Annotated in this window: 18 protein-coding genes; 11 read left to right on the top strand and 7 right to left on the bottom strand. The window is 59.9% G+C overall.

The annotated features are described in order from the left end of the window. Positions 1–141: 141 nt before the first annotated feature. The gene (gene gatC / locus GH657_RS00350; RefSeq protein WP_153098828.1) at positions 142–441 is read right to left on the bottom strand and encodes an Asp-tRNA(Asn)/Glu-tRNA(Gln) amidotransferase subunit GatC; all 300 of its coding nucleotides are present in this window, start codon (positions 439–441) and stop codon (positions 142–144) included. A gap of 586 nt (positions 442–1,027) precedes the next feature. Between gatC and GH657_RS00340 the strand changes: the two genes are divergently transcribed. The 5 genes from GH657_RS00340 to rodA all read left to right on the top strand — a co-directional run bounded on the left by GH657_RS00340 (position 1,028) and on the right by rodA (position 7,436). Beyond that, positions 1,028–2,071 carry a rod shape-determining protein gene (locus GH657_RS00340; RefSeq protein WP_004189550.1) on the top strand — a complete coding sequence of 348 codons (1,044 nt, stop codon included), beginning with the start codon at positions 1,028–1,030 and terminating at the stop codon, positions 2,069–2,071. Between the two features lie 117 nt (positions 2,072–2,188). Further along, positions 2,189–3,289, top strand: coding sequence for a rod shape-determining protein MreC (gene mreC, locus GH657_RS00335; protein ID WP_153098826.1), 1,101 nt, complete (start codon positions 2,189–2,191; stop codon positions 3,287–3,289). Next, on the top strand, positions 3,286–3,798 hold the full coding sequence (gene mreD, locus GH657_RS00330) for a rod shape-determining protein MreD (RefSeq protein WP_153098825.1): 513 nt from the start codon (positions 3,286–3,288) through the stop codon (positions 3,796–3,798). The genes mreC and mreD overlap by 4 nt, the downstream gene beginning before the upstream one ends. A gap of 155 nt (positions 3,799–3,953) precedes the next feature. Continuing rightward, positions 3,954–6,278: a penicillin-binding protein 2 gene (gene mrdA, locus GH657_RS00325; RefSeq protein WP_153098824.1), complete on the top strand. Its 2,325-nt coding sequence runs from the start codon at positions 3,954–3,956 to the stop codon at positions 6,276–6,278. Positions 6,279–6,287: 9 nt separating this feature from the next. After that, a complete protein-coding gene (rodA, locus tag GH657_RS00320; protein WP_153098823.1) occupies positions 6,288–7,436 on the top strand; it encodes a rod shape-determining protein RodA in 1,149 nt (382 codons plus the stop codon). A gap of 57 nt (positions 7,437–7,493) precedes the next feature. Here rodA and GH657_RS00315 read toward each other — a convergent pair whose 3' ends face one another. From GH657_RS00315 to queC, 3 genes are all read right to left on the bottom strand, one after another. Continuing rightward, positions 7,494–7,937 carry a 6-pyruvoyl trahydropterin synthase family protein gene (locus GH657_RS00315; RefSeq protein ID WP_153098822.1) on the bottom strand — a complete coding sequence of 148 codons (444 nt, stop codon included), beginning with the start codon at positions 7,935–7,937 and terminating at the stop codon, positions 7,494–7,496. 6 nt (positions 7,938–7,943) lie between these two features. Continuing rightward, positions 7,944–8,576, bottom strand: a complete 633-nt coding sequence (gene queE / locus GH657_RS00310) for a 7-carboxy-7-deazaguanine synthase (protein WP_153098821.1) — start codon at positions 8,574–8,576, stop codon at positions 7,944–7,946. Between the two features lie 67 nt (positions 8,577–8,643). Beyond that, a complete protein-coding gene (gene queC / locus GH657_RS00305) occupies positions 8,644–9,375 on the bottom strand; it encodes a 7-cyano-7-deazaguanine synthase QueC (RefSeq protein WP_153098820.1) in 732 nt (243 codons plus the stop codon). A gap of 370 nt (positions 9,376–9,745) precedes the next feature. Here queC and GH657_RS00300 point away from each other — a divergent pair, with 370 nt between their 5' ends. From GH657_RS00300 to GH657_RS00275, 6 genes are all read left to right on the top strand, one after another. Continuing rightward, positions 9,746–10,186 (top strand): nuclear transport factor 2 family protein, encoded by a 441-nt coding sequence (locus GH657_RS00300; RefSeq protein WP_153098819.1) that lies wholly within the window; start codon positions 9,746–9,748, stop codon positions 10,184–10,186. Positions 10,187–10,258: 72 nt separating this feature from the next. Next, positions 10,259–11,638, top strand: a complete 1,380-nt coding sequence (locus GH657_RS00295) for an NAD(P)/FAD-dependent oxidoreductase (protein ID WP_246174092.1) — start codon at positions 10,259–10,261, stop codon at positions 11,636–11,638. Positions 11,639–11,862: 224 nt separating this feature from the next. Next, on the top strand, positions 11,863–13,338 hold the full coding sequence (locus GH657_RS00290; protein ID WP_153098817.1) for an amino acid permease: 1,476 nt from the start codon (positions 11,863–11,865) through the stop codon (positions 13,336–13,338). 174 nt (positions 13,339–13,512) lie between these two features. Continuing rightward, the gene (locus GH657_RS00285; protein ID WP_153098816.1) at positions 13,513–16,431 is read left to right on the top strand and encodes a molybdopterin oxidoreductase family protein; all 2,919 of its coding nucleotides are present in this window, start codon (positions 13,513–13,515) and stop codon (positions 16,429–16,431) included. A 59-nt stretch (positions 16,432–16,490) separates the two neighbouring features. Next, positions 16,491–17,249: a 4Fe-4S dicluster domain-containing protein gene (locus tag GH657_RS00280; RefSeq protein ID WP_153098815.1), complete on the top strand. Its 759-nt coding sequence runs from the start codon at positions 16,491–16,493 to the stop codon at positions 17,247–17,249. Between the two features lie 60 nt (positions 17,250–17,309). Continuing rightward, on the top strand, positions 17,310–18,257 hold the full coding sequence (locus GH657_RS00275; RefSeq protein ID WP_153098814.1) for a dimethyl sulfoxide reductase anchor subunit family protein: 948 nt from the start codon (positions 17,310–17,312) through the stop codon (positions 18,255–18,257). Between the two features lie 26 nt (positions 18,258–18,283). Here GH657_RS00275 and pta read toward each other — a convergent pair whose 3' ends face one another. From pta to pdxR, 3 genes are all read right to left on the bottom strand, one after another. Further along, positions 18,284–19,330: a phosphate acetyltransferase gene (gene pta, locus GH657_RS00270; protein WP_153098813.1), complete on the bottom strand. Its 1,047-nt coding sequence runs from the start codon at positions 19,328–19,330 to the stop codon at positions 18,284–18,286. Positions 19,331–19,379: 49 nt separating this feature from the next. After that, positions 19,380–21,215, bottom strand: coding sequence for a sulfoacetaldehyde acetyltransferase (gene xsc, locus GH657_RS00265; protein ID WP_174769836.1), 1,836 nt, complete (start codon positions 21,213–21,215; stop codon positions 19,380–19,382). Positions 21,216–21,386: 171 nt separating this feature from the next. Further along, positions 21,387–22,937, bottom strand: coding sequence for a MocR-like pyridoxine biosynthesis transcription factor PdxR (gene pdxR, locus GH657_RS00260; RefSeq protein ID WP_153098812.1), 1,551 nt, complete (start codon positions 22,935–22,937; stop codon positions 21,387–21,389). Positions 22,938–23,033: the final 96 nt, after the last annotated feature.

Raw genomic sequence — 23,033 nt, 5'->3', positions numbered from 1 at the left:
AGCCTGTATTGCCTGTATTGCCTGTAGTGCTTGCATTGCCTGTAAGGCAAGGAAGCCAGGATCACGGTGGCTTGAAGGCCTTGACATACCGAATTGGCGTACAGGATGTATGCGGCGTAACGCCACATTTTCCTGAAGGTTTTATTCGATCACCCGGGGCACCAGATAGAGACCGTCCTCTACAGCGGGCGCGGGTTGCTGGAACGCGGCGCGGTCGATGGTTTCGCTCACGGTGTCTTCGCGCAGGCGCAAGGCAACGTCCTCGATCTGCTCGATGGGGTGGGCTAGCGGAGCGATGCCGGTAGTGTCCACTGCCTGCATCTGCTCAACGAGGCTGAAGAAGCCATTGAGCTGGGCGAGCAGTGGGCCGGTTTCGGCCTCGGGGAGTTCGAGCCGCGCAAGCTGGGCGATGCGTTTCACATCGGTTGGGGTCAAAGACATGCAGTCACCGGGAAAAGTAGTGCGCGGCTGTGAAAAACCTGACAGCGGCAGCGTGTTGCGCGAGTGGGGCAGACGGGGTGCAGACCCATGAAAAAGGGGCCAGCGAAGGCGAAAAGTGCCGTCCGTTTCCTTCAAATCAGGCGAAATTATAAGGTATCATTACGCGTTCGACCCAAAACCCGGACCGGCTTGCTGGGGTCTTTCAGAAATACCTGAACCCTGCTTGAACCATTTCGCTGCAAATCGCTCAGAGCCTGCTGCGTTCCGTATGTGACTGACTCCATATGTGGTCTTTTGTTTTTGTATTTACCCAGACGGTGTGCAGTTAAAAAACGTGTAATTGCGTGTAATTGGTGTGGGGTGCGTGCGTAGTTGGTCTGAAGCATGGCCTGAAGCGGGCGCTGTATGTCACTCAGGCTAGCCAGATGGCCCAGGCCCTTTGTTCCGGCTCCCGGTAGATTCCCTCGCAGCTTCAAGTTTTCTGTGGCGTCGTTTCTGACTTTCGCCCGGCTGAGGCTGTTATTTTTTCCGCTGCCGCCCGGTGCCTTCATGGCACCGCCCGGCCCCAAGCGAGACAGGATTTTGAATGTTCGGCTTTTTGCGCAGCTACTTTTCCAACGATCTGGCGATTGACCTCGGTACCGCTAACACGCTGATCTACATGCGTGGCAAAGGTATCGTCCTCGATGAACCTTCGGTTGTTTCCATTCGCCAGGAAGGCGGCCCGAATGGCAAGAAAACCATTCAGGCAGTCGGCAAGGAAGCCAAGCAGATGCTTGGCAAGGTGCCCGGCAATATCGAGGCGATCCGGCCCATGAAAGACGGCGTGATCGCCGATTTCACCGTCACCGAGCAGATGATCAAGCAGTTCATCAAAACCGCTCACGAATCCCGCATGTTCTCCCCTTCGCCGCGCATCATTATTTGCGTGCCGTGCGGTTCGACCCAGGTCGAGCGCCGCGCGATCAAGGAAGCCGCGCATGGCGCGGGCGCCTCCCAGGTCTATCTGATCGAAGAACCCATGGCTGCCGCGATCGGTGCGGGCTTGCCCGTATCCGAGGCGACCGGCTCGATGGTGGTCGATATCGGCGGCGGCACGACGGAAGTCGGCGTGATCTCGCTGGGCGGCATTGTTTATAAGGGTTCGGTGCGTGTCGGCGGTGACAAGTTCGATGAAGCCATCGTCAATTACATCCGTCGCAACTACGGCATGCTGATCGGCGAGCAAACCGCCGAAGCCATCAAGAAAGAAATCGGCTCCGCGTTTCCAGGCTCCGAAGTCAAGGAAATGGAAGTGAAGGGCCGTAACCTGTCGGAAGGTATTCCGCGCAGTTTCACCATTTCCAGCAACGAAATTCTCGAAGCCCTGACCGATCCGCTCAACCAGATCGTGTCGTCCGTGAAAATCGCGCTTGAGCAAACACCGCCTGAACTCGGTGCCGACATCGCCGAGCGCGGGATGATGCTGACGGGCGGCGGCGCGTTGCTGCGCGATCTCGACCGTCTGCTCGCGGAAGAAACCGGTTTGCCAGTGCTGGTGGCCGAAGATCCGCTGACATGTGTTGTGCGCGGCTCTGGAATGGCGCTCGAACGCATGGACAAGCTCGGCAGCATTTTTTCTTACGAATAAACGGGTTTTCCTACATGCCAGCGTCGCGGACCTACCGGCTGATTCCCCTGGCCGTCGCGCGCTGAATGCGGCGTTTCGCGCCGCATCATCCAACCGTTCACGCCCCCGGCGCCGACCATGGATTACAGTCCGCCGCCCTTATTCAAACAAGGCCCGTCCGCCATTGTGCGGCTGATCTTCTTCGTGCTTCTGGCGCTCGTGCTGCTGGTGTCCGACGCACGCTTCAAGACACTGGAGATCATGCGCGGCATTATCGGCGCAAGCCTTTATCCGTTGCAGCGGGCGGCGCTGGTGCCGCGAGACATGTTCATGGGCGCCGCTGATCTGGCCGTGACAAGCGCCACCTTGCGCAACGCCAACGACACGCTGCGCGCCAAAAATCTCCAGCTCTCGCTACAAGCTCATGACGCCACGCAAGTCGAAGCTGAAAACGCTCATTTGCGCGATTTGTTGCAGTTGTCGCAGCGCACCACCACGCAGGCGATTCCCGCTGAAATCCAGTACGACACGCGCGACCCTTTTACGCAGAAGGTCGTGATTGGCCGTGGCTCGCGGCAAGGCATCAAGGAAGGCTCGCCGGTGGTCAACGAAGATGGCGTGATTGGCCAGGTGACGCGGGTGTTTCCGCTTCAGGCTGAAGTGACCTTGCTGACTGACAAGGATCAGGCCGTACCTGTGCAGATTGTCCGCACAGGGCTGCGCAGCGTGATTTACGGCACACCCAAGGGCGATTCGCTCGATTTGCGTTTTGTGCCGACCAGCGCGGATGTGCTGGCGGGCGATGAGCTGATTACAAGCGGTCTCGATGGCATTTATCCACCGGGGTTGCCGGTGGCGAAGGTGGTGCGCGTGGACAAGCAGGCCGATACCGCCTTTGCGCGGGTGGTTTGTGTCCCCGTGGCGCCCGTGCGCGGTGCGCGTCAGTTGCTGGTGCTGCATTACGAGAACGACGTACCGCCGCGTCCTGAGGCGGCGGAGGCCGCAAATGCAGATAAGGATGCCAAAGCGGAAAAAACCGCCCAAACGCCGAACAAGGCGGAGCCGGTTGCGGACCAGCCGATTAGCAAGGTGGCGAAGGCGCTGGCGGGCTCGCAGGCCGCGATCGAGAGGAAGCCCACGCCTGCCGTGCCTGCCACAGATAAAACCGCTCAAGCCGCTCAAGCCGCCGCCCCGAAAGCCCCGGCAGCCGGAGCGAAGCCGCGGGGAGCCCAGCCATGACTCGCCCGCAATACATCCTGCAACCGGTCAATCCGTACTTCATTGCGTTCAGCCTGGCGGCGGCGTTTCTGTTGAACCTGATGCCGTGGGGCCGTCTGGTTGGCATACCGGATTTTGTCGCGCTCGTGTTGCTATTCTGGAACGTGCATCAGCCGCGCAAGGTTGGGATGGGGCTGGCGTTTCTGCTGGGCTTGTTGATGGACGTCCACAATGCCAGCCTGCTCGGCGAACATGCGCTGGCCTATACGCTGCTGTCTTACGGCGCGATCATGATTCACCGCCGCGTGTTGTGGATTCCGCTGCCATTGCAGATCTTCGCCGTGATGCCGCTGCTCGTCATCGCGCAACTCGTGCCCTTCATGATTCGTTTGCTGACCGGTGCGGCATTCCCTGGCTGGGGGTATCTGATCGACGGGTTCGTCGAAGCCGCGTTGTGGCCGCTGGCTTGCCATCTGCTGCTGATGCCGCAGCGCCGCCCCGCCGATCCGGACGATACCCGCCCGATTTAGCCTCCATTCAGATCAGATTCAGCCCTGAACCCCGTTCTCGTTCTTCCAGGCACCGGAAACTCTCTTGACAGCGTCTACACCTCCCCGGACCTTTAAGCAGCCCGGCTTGCCTGCATGCCGGGCAAGTGCGGCGGCATTGTGTTCCATTTATCCGCATGACTGAGTTCAAGGACACCCAGCAACAGCTTTCGAAGTTTCGCCTGCGTGTGGCGGCTGCGGGCCTGTTCGTGTTCGTCTGTTTTGGGCTGATTGCCCTACGCTTTTTTTACCTGCAGGTCTGGCACTACAACAAGTACGCCTTGCAGGCGAATGAGAATCGCATTTCGGTTGCGCCGATTGTTCCCAACCGCGGCATTATCGTTGACCGCAATGGGGTGGTGCTGGCTAAAAATTATTCAGCCTATACGCTCGAAATCACGCCGTCGAAGCTTAACGATTCACTTGATAACGTGATCGACCATCTTTCGAGTGTGATCTCGATTGATGTCCGCGATCGGCGGCGCTTTCGCAAGCTGCAGGAAGATTCGAAAAACTTCGAGAGCTTGCCCATCCGCACCCGCTTGACCGATGAGGAAGTGGCACGCTTTACGGCGCAGCGCTTCCGTTTTCCTGGTGTCGAAGTGCGGGCGCGGCTCTTTCGCCAGTATCCGATGGGGACCACCGCCGCGCACGTGATTGGCTATATCGGCCGGATTTCGCAACGCGACCAGCAGCGCATCGACGACGCGAGCGATCATAACGATGCCGATTCCGAGCATTACGACCCTCGTCTCGATGTCAACAATTACAAGGGCACCGATTACATAGGCAAGATCGGTGTCGAGCAGAGCTATGAAACCGAACTGCATGGCCTGACCGGCTTCGAGGAGGTCGAGGTCACCGCCGGGGGGCGTCCGGTGCGGACGCTGTCACGCACCCTGGCAACGCCAGGCAACAACCTTGTGCTGTCGCTCGATATCGGCTTGCAGCAGGTGGCCGAGCAGGCGTTTGCCGGGCGGCGTGGGGCATTGGTGGCGATCGAGCCCGCCACGGGCGACGTCCTGGCGTTTGTCTCGGCACCGAGCTTCGATCCCAATTCGTTTGTCGATGGCATCGACCAGCAGACATGGGATGAACTGAATAATTCGCCCGATCACCCGCTGCTGAACCGGCCCCTGCATGGTACTTATCCGCCGGGTTCGACCTATAAACCGTTTATGGCGCTCGCTGCGCTGAAGCTGCACAAGCGCACACCGGGCTGGGGTTTTCAGGATCCGGGCTCGTATACGCTGGGGGGGCATACGTTCCGCAATGACGTGCCGCAAGGGCAGGGTTGGGTCGATATGAACCGCGCCATCATGGTGTCCAACGACACGTATTTCTACATGCTGGCGCACGATCTGGGCGTCAATGCCATTGCCAACTTTATGAAACCCTGGGGCTTTGGTCAGTTGACGGGCATTGATATCTCGGGCGAGGCACGCGGCATCCTGCCTTCCACTGAATGGAAGCGCAAGGCATACCGTAAGCCGGAGCAGCAACGCTGGTTCGAAGGCGAAACCATCAGCCTGGGAATCGGCCAGGGCTATAACTCCTTCACGATTCTGCAACTCGCGCATGCCACCGCGACGCTTGCCAATAACGGCGTGCTGATGAAGCCTCACCTGGTCAAGGAAGTCGAGAACCCGCTGACGCGCGACACGCATCTGACTGTGCCGAAAGAAAGCGGACGCATCGACATATCGCAGGAAGATATCGACGTGGTCAAGCGGGGCATGGAGAACGTCAACATGAATCCGTCGGGAACGGGCTACAAGGTATTCGCCAATGCGCCTTACACCTCGGCGGGCAAGACGGGGACGGCGCAGGTGTTTTCCCTGCAAGGTGGCAAATATCATGGCCACGCGATCGCCGAGCATTTGCGCGATCACGCGTTGTTCATCGCTTTTGCGCCCGTGGAAAAGCCAAAAATTGCCGTCGCGCTGATCGTCGAAAACGGCGGCTGGGGGGCTCAGGCAGCAGGCCCTGTGGCGCGCCGGGTGCTCGATTTTTATCTGGTGGATCGCTTAAAGCCGGGCGCGGAAGCTGCCGCGGTTGCCGCGGCTGCATCGGCGACCGTGGCTGTGTCCATGCCGGTGACGGGAAATGTAGCGGCCTTGCCCGCCAGCGGTGTGGCGACATCGGTTGCCGCCGGTTTCAAGGCTTTGCCATTGCCTCAGGCGCCCGCCGTGCGGTACGTGATTGATGGCGCGCCAGCGTCGGCTCCCGCGCCGGCTTCCGTAGCGGTTCCGGTTCCGGCTTCGGCTCCTGCTCCTGCATCCACTTCTACTTCTGCCTCCGCGCCTGCCCCTGCCCACGTCCCCGCTTCCGCTTCCGCTTCCGCGCCTCAAGCCGTATCGGCCAGCGTGAGAAAAATGAGGCTGCGCAAGTCAGGTCTTGATCCATCGCATCCTGCTCGCGCGTCGGCGGGTGCCGCAGCCAGCGGCGCGGCCACCGAATAAGGAAAACGCATGCAATTCGACAAGCGTGCCTGGTTCGCCCGCATCGTGCGGATGTTCGCAGGCTTTGACCGGCCACTCGCGCTGATCGTTTTTTTGCTTCTGTCGGTCGGTATCGTCACGCTGTATAGCGCGAGTCTGAATGTGCCTGGGCGTGTCGAAGACCAGTTGCGCAACATCATGCTGACGTTCGTGCTGATGTGGGCGCTGGCCAACGTGCCCTCCACCACATTGATGCGTTTCGCGGTGCCGCTGTATACCTTCGGCATTGCGTTGCTGGTCGCGGTGGCGCTTTTCGGCCTGACGCGCAAGGGCGCGAAGCGCTGGATCAACGTGGGCGTGGTCATACAGCCATCCGAAATCATGAAGATCGCTACGCCGCTGATGTTGGCCTGGTATTACCAGCGGCGCGAGGGCGTGATGCGCTGGTACGACTATGCGGTGGGCTTTGTGATTCTCGGCTTGCCTGTCAGCCTGATTGCGAAACAGCCCGATCTGGGCACGGCGGTGCTGGTATTTGCAGCAGGGTTTTTTGTTATTTATTTCGCCGGGCTGAGCTTCCGCCTGATTGTTCCGGTGCTGCTTGCGGGCGTGCTCGCCGTGGGGTCAGTCGCCGTGTTTCAGGACAAGATCTGCCAGCCGGATGTGACCTGGCCGATGATGCATGACTATCAGAAGCATCGCGTCTGTACCTTGCTGGATCCGACTTCCGATCCGCTCGGCAAGGGTTTCCATACGATTCAGGCCGTGATTGCGATTGGCTCGGGCGGTACGCTGGGCAAGGGCTGGCTGAAGGGAACCCAGGCTCACCTCGAGTTCATTCCCGAGAAACATACTGATTTTATTTTCGCGGTGTACGCCGAAGAGTTCGGTCTTGCGGGCGGTCTTGTGCTGTTGGTGCTGTATATGGCGCTGATTGCGCGTGGGCTGTTTATAGCAGCGAACGGCACTACGCTCTTTGGCCGTTTGCTGGCGGGGGCGCTGACGATGGCGTTTTTTACGTATGCCTTCGTCAACATTGGCATGGTGAGCGGGATCCTGCCTGTGGTGGGTGTACCGTTGCCCTTCATGAGTTATGGGGGCACCGCGCTCACCACGCTGGGGGTGGCGGTGGGGCTCATCATGAATGTCGCGCGGCAAAAACGCCTGATGCAAAGCTAGTGCGGAGCGTGTTTCCCACCGCTTCCGCCGCATAGCCATGATGCCCAGCGCACGCCTTTAGCGCACCACATCAGCCCAGCAATTGGGCGTTTCGTAAAGGCGCACATGTTGCAAGCGCAGGTTCACGCCGTAGTGGGCGTCATACACCTGCGCCAGGATATCGAAGGCGATAGCCGCAAGGTTTTCGACGGTGGGAATGCGATCGAGCACCACCGTTTTGTGGCCGGGCATCGAATCCAGAAAGCCGCGCACGTGAGCGTCGCCTTCGTAGACGATAAAGGCGTGATCCCACAGGTTCACCAGGTGTTCGAGTGCGAGCGCCTTGACGTCGGCGAAATCCATCACCATGCCCCGATCGGGCGCGCCTTCGGTTTCCACCAGATCGCCTAGCAAGGTAATTTCAAGCACATAGCGATGGCCGTGCAGGTTGCGGCACTGGCTACGGTGATCGGGGATGCGGTGGCCCGCATCGAATTCGAGTTTTCGGGTAATGGTTAGCACGGTCAATCAGGGAATGTTCAGGTATTTATGGGTTTGCATCGACAGGCGCCATTGCGGATGACGCTTGCACCAATCGATGGCGAGTTGGGTGTTGAGGTCGCGCGAAGGGCCATCCATGGGCTGGACGAGGTAGTACTCGAAATCGAGTTGGGCGTAATCAGTGAGACGTTGATTGTCTTGCGGAATCACGACTTTTAGTTCATTGCCGCGTGTCACGACGAGCGGTGCATCGGCCTTCGGGCTGACGCAGATCCAGTCGATGGAATCCGGCACCGGCAACGAGCCATTGGTTTCGATGGCGATTTCGAAGTGCGCGGCGTGGAGCGCGTCGATCAGCGCGGCATCGAGTTGCAGCATGGGCTCGCCGCCGGTGCAGACGACAAAGCGATGGCCTTCTCCTGCTGGCCAAAGCGAGGCGATCAGCGCGACGAGATCGGCTGCGCTACGGTATTTGCCGCCGTTTTCGCCGTCGGTGCCGACAAAATCGGTATCGCAAAAGCGGCAGATGGCCTGCTCACGGTCTTCCTCGCGGCCTGACCACAGGTTGCAGCCCGCAAAGCGGCAAAACACAGCCGGACGGCCCGCATTCGCGCCTTCGCCTTGCAATGTGTAGAAAATTTCCTTGACTGCGTAAGTCATGCTGCGGTTTGTCCGATGCTTCGAGAAAGTGTTTGTGAAACCGGTATGGCGTCCGGCTGCTTGTGGGTTAATCCGGCTTGCTGACGGGCTCGCCGCGCAGCCAGGCCTCATGGCCGCGCTGGCGCAACTGGCAGGCCGGACAGGTGCCGCAGCCATAACCCCATGCGTGCAATGTGGTGCGCTCGCCGAGGTAGCAGGTGTGTGTGTCGACACGAATCAGTTCGACCAGGGCATCGCCTCCCAACGTATGCGCGAGCTGCCATGTGTCGGCTTTGTCGAGCCACATCAGCGGCGTATCCAGCACGAAGCGGCGATCCATACCCAGATTGAGTGCGACTTGCAGCGCCTTCATGGTGTCGTCGCGGCAGTCGGGATAGCCGGAAAAATCGGTTTCGCACATGCCGCCCACCAGGACGCGCAAACCACGCCGATAGGCCACAGCCGCGGCCAGCGTCATGAACATCAGGTTACGGCCAGGCACGAAGGTATTGGGCAAGCCATGGGCTGCCGTCTCGATTTCGATGGCGCGTGTCATCGCGGTGTCGCTGATCGCGCCGAGTACCGACAGGTCGATCAGATGATCGTCGCCGAGACGCGGAGCCCAGTGCGGAAACGCTTGCGCGATGGCCGTGCGAAAACGGCCACGGCAGTCGAGTTCGACGCGATGCCGCTGGCCGTAATCGAAACCGAGGGTTTCGACGGTTTGATAGCGCTCGAGCGCCCAGGCAAGGCACGTGGCCGAATCCTGGCCGCCAGAAAACAGCACTAGCGCGCTATTTTTCACATCATTGGGGGGCACAGAAAAACTCCGTGGATATCAGCTGGCAGATAGGGCATGCGTGGGTGCGGTGTGCGGGTGACGCGCATCGTGCACGACCGTTCATGCTGAAAATGGGGAAATGAAAAAAGGACTTGTCTGGCATATCTGCAAGTCCTTGAATTAAGCCCTTGAAAAACCCTTTAAGCCCTTGAGTTTGCGGCGATTTTATCACGCAGTGCGCGATCGCATTGCACTGCATCAAACCGTATGCAGGGGTATCGCACTGTACCAGGCGATACGCCAGCACTGGTCCTACCTGCCGTGAATGGGCCTGCCTACAATTTTTTGCACGTTGCCGGACAACGGCGGACGCACTGAACGAAGCAAAAAAAGCAGACAGGAGACTCAGATGAGCAGCCCACAAACAGCTCCCCCCACGCCCCCCGTACAACCCACGCAAACAGCACAACCCGGTACGAACGTAGAGACGCTCATCGAATTTTCAGCGGCATTCAATCGCCACGATGCCAAGGCGCTGATGCATTTGATGACCCCCGATTGTGTCTTCGAGGCGGCCGGCGGCAAGGAAACTTACGGCGCGCGTTTTGTAGGCCAGGCTGCGGTACGTGAGGCGTTTGATGCGGTGTTTAGAAATTTTCCCGATGCGCACTGGGGCGATAGCTGCCATTACACGATGGGTGAACGCGGCGTGTCCGAATGGCTCTTTACGGGAACGCATCGGGATGGCAGACGGATCGAAGCGCAAGGTTGCGACCTGTTCGTTTTCCGTGATGGGCTCATTGCCGTCAAGCGTGCCTTCCGCAAGGATCGTCCGCCGCAAAACGTCTGAGTCTGATTGTCTGGGATTAACGAGGAGCCGCACATGACATACAGCTCGGTCGGGGCAGTCACGCATGGCGTGATGGCGGGTGGCGCTAGCGATACACCCTACGATCCGGTCTACGACCCTCTGGTTTCGCCAGGACCGGGGCAGGGCCGGCAATATGCGCCGACTTACTGGGTAGCGACAGCCGGAGTGCCGCCGGCGGACGATGGCCCGGTGACACAGGATCTCGATGTGGATGTCGCCATCATCGGCGGGGGCTATACCGGACTGGCCGCGGCGTTGTGCCTGGCCCGCGAGCATGGCATCAAGGCTGTCGTGCTGGAAGCCAACAGGACGAGCTGGGGCTGTAGCAGCCGCAATGGCGGCCAGGGCCAAAACGCGGTGGGACGGCTTTCGCGCTCGCAATGGATTGCGCGCTGGGGCAAGGACGTCGCGTTGCAAATGCATGACGAAATCCAGCAAGGCTTCGATCACTTCAAGACGCTGGTGGCCGAGATTGATTGTGAGCCGCAGCCGGGCGGCCATTTTCTGATTGCCCACCGGCCACGCGTCATGGCCCGGCTCGCGGCGGAAGCGAAAGTCTGGAAGGATGTGTTTGGCTACCCCTCCGAGTTGCTGAGTCAGGAGACACTGCGCCGCGAGTACGTCAACGATTGCGAAGCAGCCGGTGCGCTGCATGAGCTCGAAGGCATCGGCATTCATGCGTTAAAACTGGCTTTTGGTTATTTGAAGCTGGCGCGGCAAGCGGGTGCCCGGGTGTACACCTGCAGCCCGGTGAGTGGATGGGAAACCGTGAACGGTGTGCATCATTTGCATACGCCGGGCGGCACGGTACGGGCCCGTTCGGTGGGCATTGCGAGCGGCGCGTATACCTCGCAGACACTGCATCCGTCATTGCGTAGCCGCATCATGCCGATTCTGTCGAACTCGCTGGTGACGCGTCCGCTCAACGAGCAGGAACGCCTTGCCTGTAATTTCCGCACGACGCAGGTACTCACCGATACCCGCACGCTGCGTTTTTATTACCGCTTCCTCCCCGATCAGCGTCTGCAAATTGGCAGCCGTAGCGCCATTACGGGGCAGGACGCATCCCATCCACGTCACCTGGAGATGCTCAAGGAGGGCATGGCGCGCAAGTTTCCTGCGTTGCGCGGCATTGCGATTGATTACTCCTGGTGGGGCTGGGTCGATGTCAGCCACGACATGATGCCGCGTATCTGTCAGCCGGACGCATCGCAGTCTGTTTATTACGCGCTGGGCTACGGCGGCAATGGCGTGTCGTATTCGCAGCAGGCTGGCCGAAGGCTCGCCGAACAGATCGCGGGCAAGCGCTCCGCTGCGCTCTCGCTGCCGATCTTTACTTCTGCGTTGCCAGGCCATTTGTTTGCGCCTTTCCGCCGTGTCGGACAACGGCTGCTCTATCAGTCGTATTTCAGGCGCGACGAGAAGCCCTGAGCGTGACCCACCGGTGGCGATGGCGCGAGACAGCCAGGCCGGACAACTGCGCGGTCACCATCCTGCTTCTGCCCCGTGCGGGTCTGCACACGTCATTCATTAAAAGCAAAAAAGACCCCTGCGCTGAGGTGTGCGGGCAACTGCCTTGCCAGGGTTGAGACCAGGGAGCGTTCCAGACACAGGTGGCACGCGCGGTGTTCAGATAATCCAGATGTGGAGACGACATGCAACCCTCGATGGATAAAAGTGAACTGAAGTGCGGGCTCAAGCAGCGCCACATGACGATGATCGCGCTCGGTGGGGTGATCGGCGCGGGGCTTTTTGTCGGCAGTGGCGTGGTGATTCAGCAGGCAGGACCCGCGGCGGTGCTGTCGTTTCTCATGACTGGCGCGCTGGTCGTGCTGGTCATGCGGATGCTGGGTGAGATGGCCTGCGCGATGCCTGCCGTGGGCTCGTTCTATGAATATGCCCGGTTAGCGTTTGCGGGCGCGCATGGGCCGGGCCGGCTAGCGGGCTTTTTAACCGGCTGGATGTACTGGTATTTCTGGGTGATCGTCGTCGCGGTCGAAGCTGTGGCGGGCGCGAAGCTGGTGCAGTTCTGGTTGCCGGAGGCCCCTGCCTGGGCCATCAGCCTCACGTTGCTCGTCATGTTGAGCGCGACGAACTTGCTATCGGTCGGCAGTTACGGTGAATTCGAATTCTGGTTTTCATCGGTCAAGGTGACGGCGATCATCGTGTTTCTGTTTCTCGGTGGGTTGTATGTGCTGGGTTGGTGGCCCGCGTCGATGCATACCACTGCTGTCTTGCCTACGCTGCTCGATCATGGCGGACTCATGCCCAACGGCATCGGCCCGGTGATGAGCGGGGCGGTTGCTGCAACGGGCTTTTACTTCGGCGCGGAGATTGTCACCATCGCGGCGGCGGAAGCCCATGAGCCTGCGAAAGCGGTAGCGAAGGCGACGAACTCGGTGATTACGCGTGTGCTGGTGTTTTACGTGGGCTCGGTGTTGCTCGTCGTGTTGCTGGTGCCGTGGAATTCACCACAGATGGCAACGCCCTATGTCAGCGCGCTCGAAGCGATGAACCTGCCTGCCGCCGCCGCGGTGATGAACGCTATCGTGCTGACAGCGGTGCTGTCAGCGTTGAATTCCGGGCTGTACGCGGCATCGCGGATGATGTTTGCCTTGACGCGTCATGGCGATGCGCCTGCTGTGTTCGCCAGCGTCAACCGGCATGGCGTGCCGGTCCGTGCGATCTTGCTGGGCACGGTGTTTGGCTATGTCTCGGTTGTCATGTCGTACATCTCGCCCGATACCGTGTTTGCCTTTCTGGTCAATTCATATGGCACCGTGGCGCTCTTCGTCTATCTGTTGATCGCGCTTTCGCAACTGCGTTTGCGCAAGAAGCTCGAGCGTGAGGCCGCAGGCAGGCTCAAGGTCCGGATGTGGTGTTTTCCGTATCTGACCTGGCTGGCCATTCTTGGCATGATCAGCATCCTCGTGGCGATGGCGTTTATTCCTGGGCAGCGCAAGCCGCTGTGGCTGGGTCTCGTGAGCTTCGGCGTGCTGCTGGCCGCTTATGCATGGCGCCGCCTGTATGGCAAGCCTGGGCGCGGGCATTCAGCAACGGTGGAAATCGAAGCGTGTACGGTGGACCCGGTGCATGGTAATTTCCGCCGTGCGCTTGAAAAGACGCATTGACCGGACGCCAGGTAGCGACGCACAACGAGCGACGGCAGAAAAACAAGGCAGACAAAAAGCGCGACGAGACATGCCAGGCGCGGCCCGCGCCATCATCGCCTGGCGGGCAACCGGAGATCGAACTGCAAGCATGGCGGGTTGCCGCAAATCCCGCTATGCGGACAAGGAACATTCATGAAACATGGCGTGCGCGAGCAAAACGAAAAGCTCGAGATAAAAACAACAACCTGTTATATGTGCGCGTGCCGTTGCGGTATCCGCGTGCATCTGCGTGATGGCGAGGTGCGTTATATCGACGGCAATCCAGAGCATCCGCTGAATCAGGGCGTGATCTGCGCGAAGGGTTCGGCGGGCATCATGAAGCAGTATTCGCCCGCGCGCCTGACGCAGCCGCTGATGCGCAAGCCTGGCAGCGAGCGAGGCGATGCGCAGTTCGAACCTGTATCGTGGGAAACCGCATTCGCGGTGCTGGAGAAGCGTCTGGCCCATCTGCGGGCAACCGATCCAAAAAAGTTCGCGCTCTTCACGGGCCGCGACCAGATGCAGGCGCTGACCGGGCTCTTTGCCAAACAGTTTGGAACGCCCAACTACGCAGCGCATGGCGGGTTTTGTTCGGTCAACATGGCCGCGGGGATGATCTACACGATGGGTGGCTCATTCTGGGAGTTCGGTGGCCCGGATCTCGAGCGTGCCAAGTTGTTCTTCATGATCGGCACGGCCGAAGATCACCATTCCAATCCGCTCAAGATCGCCTTGTCTAAATTCAAGCGCGCCGGAGGACGTTTCATTGCGATTAATCCGGTACGCACCGGTTACGCCGCGATTGCCGATGAATGGGTGCCCATTCGTCCTGGCACCGATGGTGCGCTGTTCATGGCCTGGATTCGGGAACTGATCGAAATCGATGCGTTCGATCACGCGTTTGTTGCGCGTTTTACGAATGCGGGTGAGCTGATTGATCTGCGCGAAGACAGCGATACTTTCGGCTTGTTTGTCCGCGATGCCGTGGCGCCCGAGAAAAATGCGCTGTATCCACAAAACCGTCTTTGGTGGGACCGTGTTCGGAACCGCGCGGTGCTGCATCACACGGAGGGCGTAGAGCCCGCGCTCGACGGGCGTTACCAGCTTGACGATGGCACACCGGTCGCGCCCTCGTTTGCCTTGCTGCGCGAGCAGGTCGCGCACTGTACCCCCGAGTGGGCCGCCGAGATTACCGGCATCGCAGCGGACAAAATCCGGCAACTGGCGCATGAGATGGCGGCGATGGCGCGGGACCATCGCATCGTCTTGCCGATTCCGTGGACGGATTCATGGGGCAAGACGCATGAATCCGTGGAAGGCAATCCGGTCGCCTTTCATGCGATGCGCGGGCTGGCTGCGCACTCGAACGGGTTTCAGACAATCCGCGCCCTGGCGGTGCTGATGTCGCTGCTCGGCACGATTGACCGGCCGGGTGGTTTTCGTCACAAGGCACCGTATCCCCGCGCTGTCCCGCCCTCGGCCAAACCGCCGAACCATCCCAGCGCGGTTCAGCCCAATACGCCGCTAGCAACGGGTCCGCTAGGCTGGCCAGCAGGCCCCGAAGATTTGTTCATCGATGATCAGGGCGCGCCCGTGCGGATCGACAAGGCATTTTCATGGGAGTACCCGCTGGCCGTGCATGGGCTGATGCATTCGGTCATTACCAACGCATGGCGTGGCGACCCGTATCCCATCGACACGCTCCTGATTTTCATGGCCAACATGGCGTGGAACTCGTCGATGAATACCGCGCAAGTGCGCACGATGCTGGCCGACAAGCGTGAGGATGGCGACTACAAAATTCCATTTCTGGTGGTTTGCGATGCGTTTGAATCGGAGATGACCGCGTTCGCGGATTTGATCTTGCCCGACACCACGTATCTGGAGCGCCATGACGCGATGTCGATGCTGGATCGTCCGATTTCCGAGTTCGATGGGCCGATGGATTCGGTGCGTGTACCAGTGTTGCCGCCAACGGGACAATGCAAGCCGTTTCAGGAAGTGCTGGTTGAGCTGGCTAGCCGGCTCCGGTTGCCCGCGTTCACGACGGCGCAGGGTGAGCGCAAGTTTCGTGACTATCCCGACTTCATTGTTAATTTCCAGACGGCACCGGATTCGGGAACGGGTTTCCTCATGGGCTGGCGCGGCAAGGATGGCACGAAGAAGGTTGTGGGTGAGCCCAATCCCGGCCAATGGGAGCAGTACGCGAAGAACAACTGTGTCTTCCATTACCCGTTGCCCGACGCGCTGCAATACATGCGCAACTGCAATGGCCCGTACATGGAGTGGGCGGTGGCTAACGGCATGCGCAAGTTTGGCGAGCCGGTTGTGATCCAGCTGTATTCCGATGTGCTGCAAAAATTCCGTCTCGCCGCTCAAGGGCGAACGCAAGGCCGGCAACCGCCTGAACATTTGCGCGAACGCATTGCGCGCTACTTCGATCCATTGCCATTCTGGTATCCGCCGCTCGAGTGCGAAGTGACCGATGCACAGCGCTATCCGCTCGCCGCGATCACGCAGCGGCCGATGGCGATGTATCACTCATGGGATTCGCAAAACGCGTGGCTGCGGCAAATTCATGGCGAAAACTATCTGTTCGTCAATCCTGCGCTGGCGGCAACACAGGGCATCGCGGATGGCGCCTGGATTTATGCGGAGTCGACCTGGGGCCGGGTGCGCTGCATGGCGCGCTATAGCGAGGCCGTTGAACCGGGCACGGTGTGGACGTGGAATGCCATCGGCAAGGCGGCGGGGGCATGGAATCTTGGGCCGCGTGCGAGTGAATCACAACGCGGCTTTCTGCTGAATCACGTGATCACCGATGAGCTTCCGGATGCGGCGCGGCCGGGAATGCATCTGTCGAATTCCGATCCGGTGACCGGGCAGGCTGGCTGGTATGACGTGCGCGTGCGGATTTATCCGGCTGAGGACAACGCCACGACGACCTTGCCGCAGTTCGCACCGATGCAGCCTTTTCCCGGCTCGTCGCGGGTGGTGCAGCGGGTGCAGGCGTATTTTGCCGGCAGCGGAGAATTCGCTGCGCGCCTGCGCCGCGCGTTCAAAGGTGATTAAACGCTAACTCAAGGTAATGAAAAATTGATCAAACACCGATCCATAACCCGGAGCCCACGATGAGCCAGATGGCCCTCGTTATCGACCTGAATGTTTGTGTGGGTTGCCACGCTTGCGTGACCAGTTGCAAGGAATGGAACACATCAGGTGCCGCAGGCAGTCTCGCTGACCTGAACCCTTATGACGAAGATTCGTCGGGGACGTTTTTCAATCGCGTGCAAACCTATGAGGCGGGTGAATTTCCGCTGACAGAAACCGTGCATTTTCCGAAGTCGTGCTTGCATTGCGAAGACCCGCCCTGCGTTCCGGTTTGCCCGACCGGCGCGAGCTATAAGCGCAAGGCAGATGGCATCGTGCTGGTCGATTACGACAAGTGCATCGGCTGCAAGTATTGCGCGTGGGCGTGTCCATATGGCGCGCGTGAGCTTGACGAAGGGCGCAAGGAAATGACGAAGTGCACCCTGTGCTCCGATCGTGTCGACAACGAGGCTTTGCCGGAGCGTGAGCGTCAGCCTGCCTGTGTTCTCGCGTGCCCGACGTCGGCGCGAATCTTTGGTGACATCCACGATCCTGAATCGGCCGCGGCCCAGGCGATTGCCGCACGCGGTGGCTATGCGCTGATGCCCGAGTGGAATACGCGGCCATCGAATCACTATCTGCCACGTGTTCCGACGCCACCTTCTGCCACTACGTCGTCGTGCGGCTGCGGCAAGGGGTCGACGTGCGCTAGCGCGGCGGCGCGTTCGTCTGAGCCTGCGCTTGACGCACAACGGGCTTCTGGCGAAATCAACCTGGTGGCCCTGGCCAAACGCCGCTGACGCAGTACACGCAAGCGTAGTCATCAATACATCAAATACATCAATCCTCCTGGAGACCGCATGCGGCCTGCTTTTTCCGTCGTTTTTCTCACTACGCTGTCAGGTGCCGCACAAGGCTTGCTCATCGCGCTTGTGCTGGTTGAGGCGTTTTCGTTGATGACGGCCTTCGATGTGCCCACCGCGTTCTATCTGGCTGGTTCAGCTTCCGCGCTGACGCTGGGCCTGCTTGGGCTGCTCGCCTCGTTCTTTCATCTCGGGCATCCAGAGCGGGCCTGGCGTGCGGTGGCGATGTGGCGTACCTCGTGGCTCTCGCGTGAATGTCTCGCGCTGCCGCTGTTTCTTGCGCTGACGTGCGCTTATGGCGTGGCGCACTGGCTGAACTGGCATGGGACTTTGCTGGTCGGTGCGTGTGGTGTGCTGGCAAGCCTCGCCTTGTTTGTTTGCAGCGCGATGATTTATGCGTGTCTGCGGTTCTTGCAGGAGTGGGCGAGCCCGCTCACGCTGATGAACTTTGTGTTGCAAGGATGCGCCTCGGGTTGCACGCTGGCAGCCGCCTGCGCAGCGTTGTTTGCACCGTCGCTGACGCGAGGGCTGGCACTGGGCGCTTGCGTTTTGACACTCGCTGCCTGCGCCGGACGGATTGCCGCGCTGGTGCGTAATGCCAGGCTGCGGCCCAAATCGACGTTGCAAAGCGCAACCGGAATAAAGAGCGGGAAGATCGTACAGACCTCACGCGGCTTTACCGCAGGGTCGTTCAATACCCGTGAATTTTTCCATGGCCAGACGCCCCAGATGCTACAGGTCGTCAAGTTTGGCTTTTTGGGGGCAGCGTTTGCGTTGCCGTTCGCGTTGACCGGCGCGAGCGCGATGGCTGCGTGTTCGGCAATGGCGCCTCTGCTGTTGTGTACGGCATGCGTGATTCAGTACGCGGGGCTTGTGGCGGAACGCTGGTTCTTCTTTGCCGAAGCACAGCATCCGCAGAATGTTTATTACCAGCGGGTGTCTTGAGCGAGGCTCGCTCATTGATGATGAGACTAACTGGACGATGAACTCAGGATTGTGGCACTTGCGGCTTCGCGCTTCGCGGCAGCTTGCGCCTGAACGGTCGTGACCGCGATGACGTAGTAAATGTCTTCGGTGCTACAGCCGCGCGAGAGATCGTTGGCAGGTTGACGCAAGCCCTGGAGCAAAGGCCCGATGGCTCTTGCCTGACCGATGCGCTCGGCTAGCTTGTAACCGATGTTGCCCGCTTCCAGGCTGGGAAAAACCAGAACGTTGGCGTGGCCTTCGACTTGTGAATGCCTGATCTTGCGCGTAGCGATCTCGGCGACGATAGCGGCATCGAGCTGAACATCGCCATCAATGGCGAGTTCAGGTCGTAATGCGCGGACGCGGCGGGTGGCTTCGATTACCTTGTCGACTACTCTATGTGTGGCGCTGCCGCTGGTTGAAAACGACAGCATCGCTACGCGAGGCTCTTCCATCAGCAAGCTGCGGGCGCTATCCGCAGCGGCCAGCGCGATATTCGAGAGCGCGATGGCATCGGGATCGACCACCAGTGCGCAGTCGGTAAAGATCAAACCGCCCTTGAGTGTATGAAAAGGTTCACACAGCATCATCAGAAAGAAACTCGATACCTGCGTGAATGAAGCCTGCACACCGATGAACCGGATCGCGCTACGCACCACATCGGCCGTGGTGTAAACCGCGCCCGCCACCGAGCCATCCGCATGCCCGAGCCGGACCATGAGATTGGCGAAGCAAAGGGGATCGAGAATCGCCGCCTGGGCGGCCGCGAGGGTCATGCCTTTGTGGTGACGTAAGGCAAAGAGCGCTGCAGCGAACGCGTGCCTGAGCGCCGATGTGGCCGGATCAACGAGTTTGAGCGTCGACCCGTCGATGCCTTCACGCAATGCCGCAGCGCGCACGCGTTCCGTATTGCCCACTAGCACGATGCGCGCAATACCTGTTAGCGCCGCCTGTTGAGCGGCGCGTAATACGCGTGGATCTTCGGCCTCGCTGAGCACGATGCGCATCGGCGAGCGGCAGGCACATTCGACGATGCGGTTCAGCGCTTTCATATTGAACGTTCGGCGTTAGCGGGGCCAACTGCGGATGCGGATGTACGGCTCAGGTGTAGTCCTTGTATTTGTCGAGGTAGCGAACAGGCCTGGACAGTGCATCGCGGCGAAAAGGATCACCGAGTTCGCGGGTGCACATGATCTCGATGATGGTTGTTTTGCCGAAATTCATTTGCCTGTCGATCGCGCGTTTGAGTGCGGGGCCGACATCCTCAAGGCGGTCCACGACGATCCCCTCCGCGCCCATCGCCTGGGCGATCGCAGAAAAGTTCTGGTTGTCGAGTTCGTCAGCGACGAAGCGGCGGTTGTAGAAATCAACCTGATTCTTTTTTTCCGCGCCCCACTGGCGGTTATGGAACACGACGGCTGTCACAGGAATACGATGCCGCACGCAGGTCATCGTTTCCATCAGGCTCATGCTCCATGCGCCATCGCCCGCATAAGAGATGGCTGGGCGGTGCGGTGCGGCGACCTTCGCGCCGATGATGGTGGGAAAAGCGTAGCCACAGTTGCCCCAGCTCATCGCCGCGAAGAAACTGCGCGGCTTGTTAAAGCGCAGGTAGCTATTAGCGACGGAGTTGATATTGCCGATATCCGTCGAAACCATGGCATCTTCGGGCATGGCTTTTTCGAGTTCGCGCAGCACCTGGCGCGGATGCAGATACCGCCCGCCGCCCGGTGTCCGTTCATGTTTCTGCTCCTCGATCATGTCGAGGCTGTAGCCATCGCGTTCGTGGGTCCATTCGTCGAGTTCTTTTTCCCACATCGCTTTTTCGCTGGCGATCTGGTCTGCACGTGCCGTGCGCGTGGCCTCACAGGCTAGCGTGCGTTTAGCCAGGCGCTGTACGAGCGCCTGTGCCGCGGCCTTGGCATCCCCGCAGATTCCCACCGAAATTTTCTTCACCAGCCCGAGCATCTTGTGGTCGGCATCGATCTGGATGATCTTCGCCTCCTTGGGCCAGTAGTCCATGCCGTGCTGTGGCAAGGTGCCGAAAGGCCCCAGGCGGGAGCCGAGCGCGATCACGACATCGGCGCGTGAGAGCAGCTTCATCGCAGCCTTGGAGCCTTGATAACCGAGTGGGCCGCACCACAGCGGGTGGCTGGCGGGAAAGGAATCGTTATGCAGATAACTGTTGACCACCGGTGCACCTAGCCGCTCGGCGAGTGCCTGGCATTCGGCGAGCGCATCGGCCATGACGACGCCGCCTCCTGAAATGATCACGGGAAAGCGCGCCTGGGCGATCAGGTCAGCCGCTTCATTGAGGCTGTGTTCGCCGCCGGGACCGCGATCGAGCCGATGCGGCTGCGGAATCTCCACCTTGATCTGACCGTAAAAATAATCGCGTGGGATGTTCAACTGGGTCGGCCCCATCTCGGACATCGCGCGATCAAAGCAGCGGCCCGTGAATTCTGCAATGCGCGCGGGATGCGTGACATGGCCCTGGTACTGGGTGAACTCCTGGAACATGGGCAGTTGCTTCGCTTCCTGGAAGCCGCCCAGGCCGATGCCCATCGTGCCCGCCTCGGGCGTGACGATGACCACCGGGCTATGCGCCCAATAGGCGGCGGCAATGGCGGTGACGCAGTTGCTAATGCCGGGCCCGTTTTGCCCGATGACCACGCCATGACGACCCGATACGCGCGCATAGCCGTCGGCCATGTGTCCTGCGCCTTGCTCATGAACGACCGGGATCAGGCGGATGCCAGCAGGCGCGAAGATATCCATCGCATCCATGAAGGCCGAGCCCATGATGCCGAAGATGTCGGTGACATGGTTAGCCGCGAGCGTTTCGACGAACGCTTCGGAAGGGGTCATGTCCTGGGGGCCGCTCATGTGGGTTTGAGCCTGTCTAGCGGCGGCATCGTGGGGGGAATGATCGCTCATACGTGTCTCCTTTCTCATGGGAGAGGCCGTTAAGACACCGTATGGTGTGAGCGGCGCTCTGCAGCAATACGTTAGTGACTGCTGCTGAGCTGCGGTAGCGCCAGTACGCGGCTTTCGCCTGGGCCAGCCTGGGTCTGCCAGAACCTTTTGTTGCCGGACGTTGATGAAGGTTTAAGACCTGGCCAGATGAGCCGTGGTTTGATCTGCCGGAGCTTGCTGGCGCACGAGTTGTGCGAGCGCCCGCAAGCCCGGCTCGATCTTGTCCACGCGAATGGCCGAGAACCCCATGCGAAAGCAGCGTTGTCCATCCGCTTCATTCATGAAAAAGACACCGCCTGGCTCGATCAGAATGCTGAGCGTTTGTGCTTGCGCAGCGAGGCGTGTTGCATCGAGCCAGGGCGGACCCTCGACCCAGCACGAGGCGCCTCCGGTGACCGGTGCATAACGCGCTTCTGGCAGATAGGTGTCTAGTGCGGCCATCAATATCCGGGCTCGCTCGCGGTACGCATGAGACAGCCGCCGTAACAGCGTGTCATGGTGTCCGAGCCCGAGGAAGGTAGCGAAGGTCCGCTGAATGTAGGCAACGGGATGGCGCACCATTAGACGCCGTAACGCACGCAGTTCACGGATCAGTTCGCGTGGCCCGACGACGTAACCTAGCCGCAATCCCGGCGCGAAAGTCTTGGAGAGGCTGCCGACATAAATCACGCGATCAGCGGTATCGAGACTTTTTAATGCAGGATGAGGCAAGCCGGAGAAGGTGTTTTCGCTCTCGTAGTCATCTTCGATGATGACGAAGTCATGCTTCTGCGCCAGCGCGAGTAACGCGTGCCTGCGCTCGATGGGCAACGTCACCGTAGTCGGACATTGATGGCTAGGCGTCACGTAAACGTAGTCGCATTGCGTTAGCAAATCCTCGCTGGCCTTGAGGTTCATGCCGCTGCCGTCGACCGGCAACGGCACCAGTCGCGCATGGCGTTGCTCGAAGATATTGCGCGCGTCAGGGTAGCCTGGGTTTTCGATGCCGATGCGCGTCTCCTTGCCGCTGAGCAGATCAGCGATCAGATACAGCGCTTGCTGGCAGCCGTTGGTGATGATGATCTCGTCAGGCATGGCGAAGACGCCGCGCCGTGGCAGCACGCGTGTGCGAATCTGCTGAATCAGTAGCGCATCGTCGCGTTCGACCAGATCGGGCGCCCAATGGCCTACCTCGATGACCGACAGCGCTTTCATGCCGCATTCACGCCAGTCGTTCGTCGGGAATAGCGTCTGATCGAACTGACCGTAGATAAACGGATATTCGTAGTTTTGCCAGTTTTCCGGCTTGATGATGTTGCGTTGCATGGAGGGAGGGCGAGCCACACGGTGTGACCAGTTGGGCCGGACGACCGGGCCATGATCGTGTTGTACGGCCTTGCGTGGCGTGGTGAAACTGCGTTGGGCTTCCAGCAGTACGGGATTCACAAAGTGTCCGCTGCGCTGGCGCGAAATCAGATAGCCCTCTTCGACGAGCTGCTGGTAGGCGAGGACAACGGTATTGCGTGCGACGTTCAGTTGTTCGGCAAGATCACGGCTTGATGGCAGCGCGATGTCAGGTAACAGTTGACCATCGAGAATCGCCGCCACCAGCATCTGGCGAATCTGCCCTTGCAAACCGATATTCGATTCGGATGAGCGCTGGAACTGCTGACTCCATAGCGCGGTCAAGGTGTGGCTCGGCATGTTGCCTCCTGCTGGATCGACTGTGCAGTGAGATGCGGGTAGATGCGAACGCAAGGGTGCGCCAGGATATAAATTCGCTGTACTGGGCAAAACCCG

Source organism: Paraburkholderia hayleyella, from assembly GCF_009455685.1.
Lineage (GTDB): Bacteria > Pseudomonadota > Gammaproteobacteria > Burkholderiales > Burkholderiaceae > Paraburkholderia > Paraburkholderia hayleyella.
The sequence above is the reverse complement of the archived record's forward strand: the minus strand, read 5'-3'. Positions and strand labels throughout refer to the sequence as shown.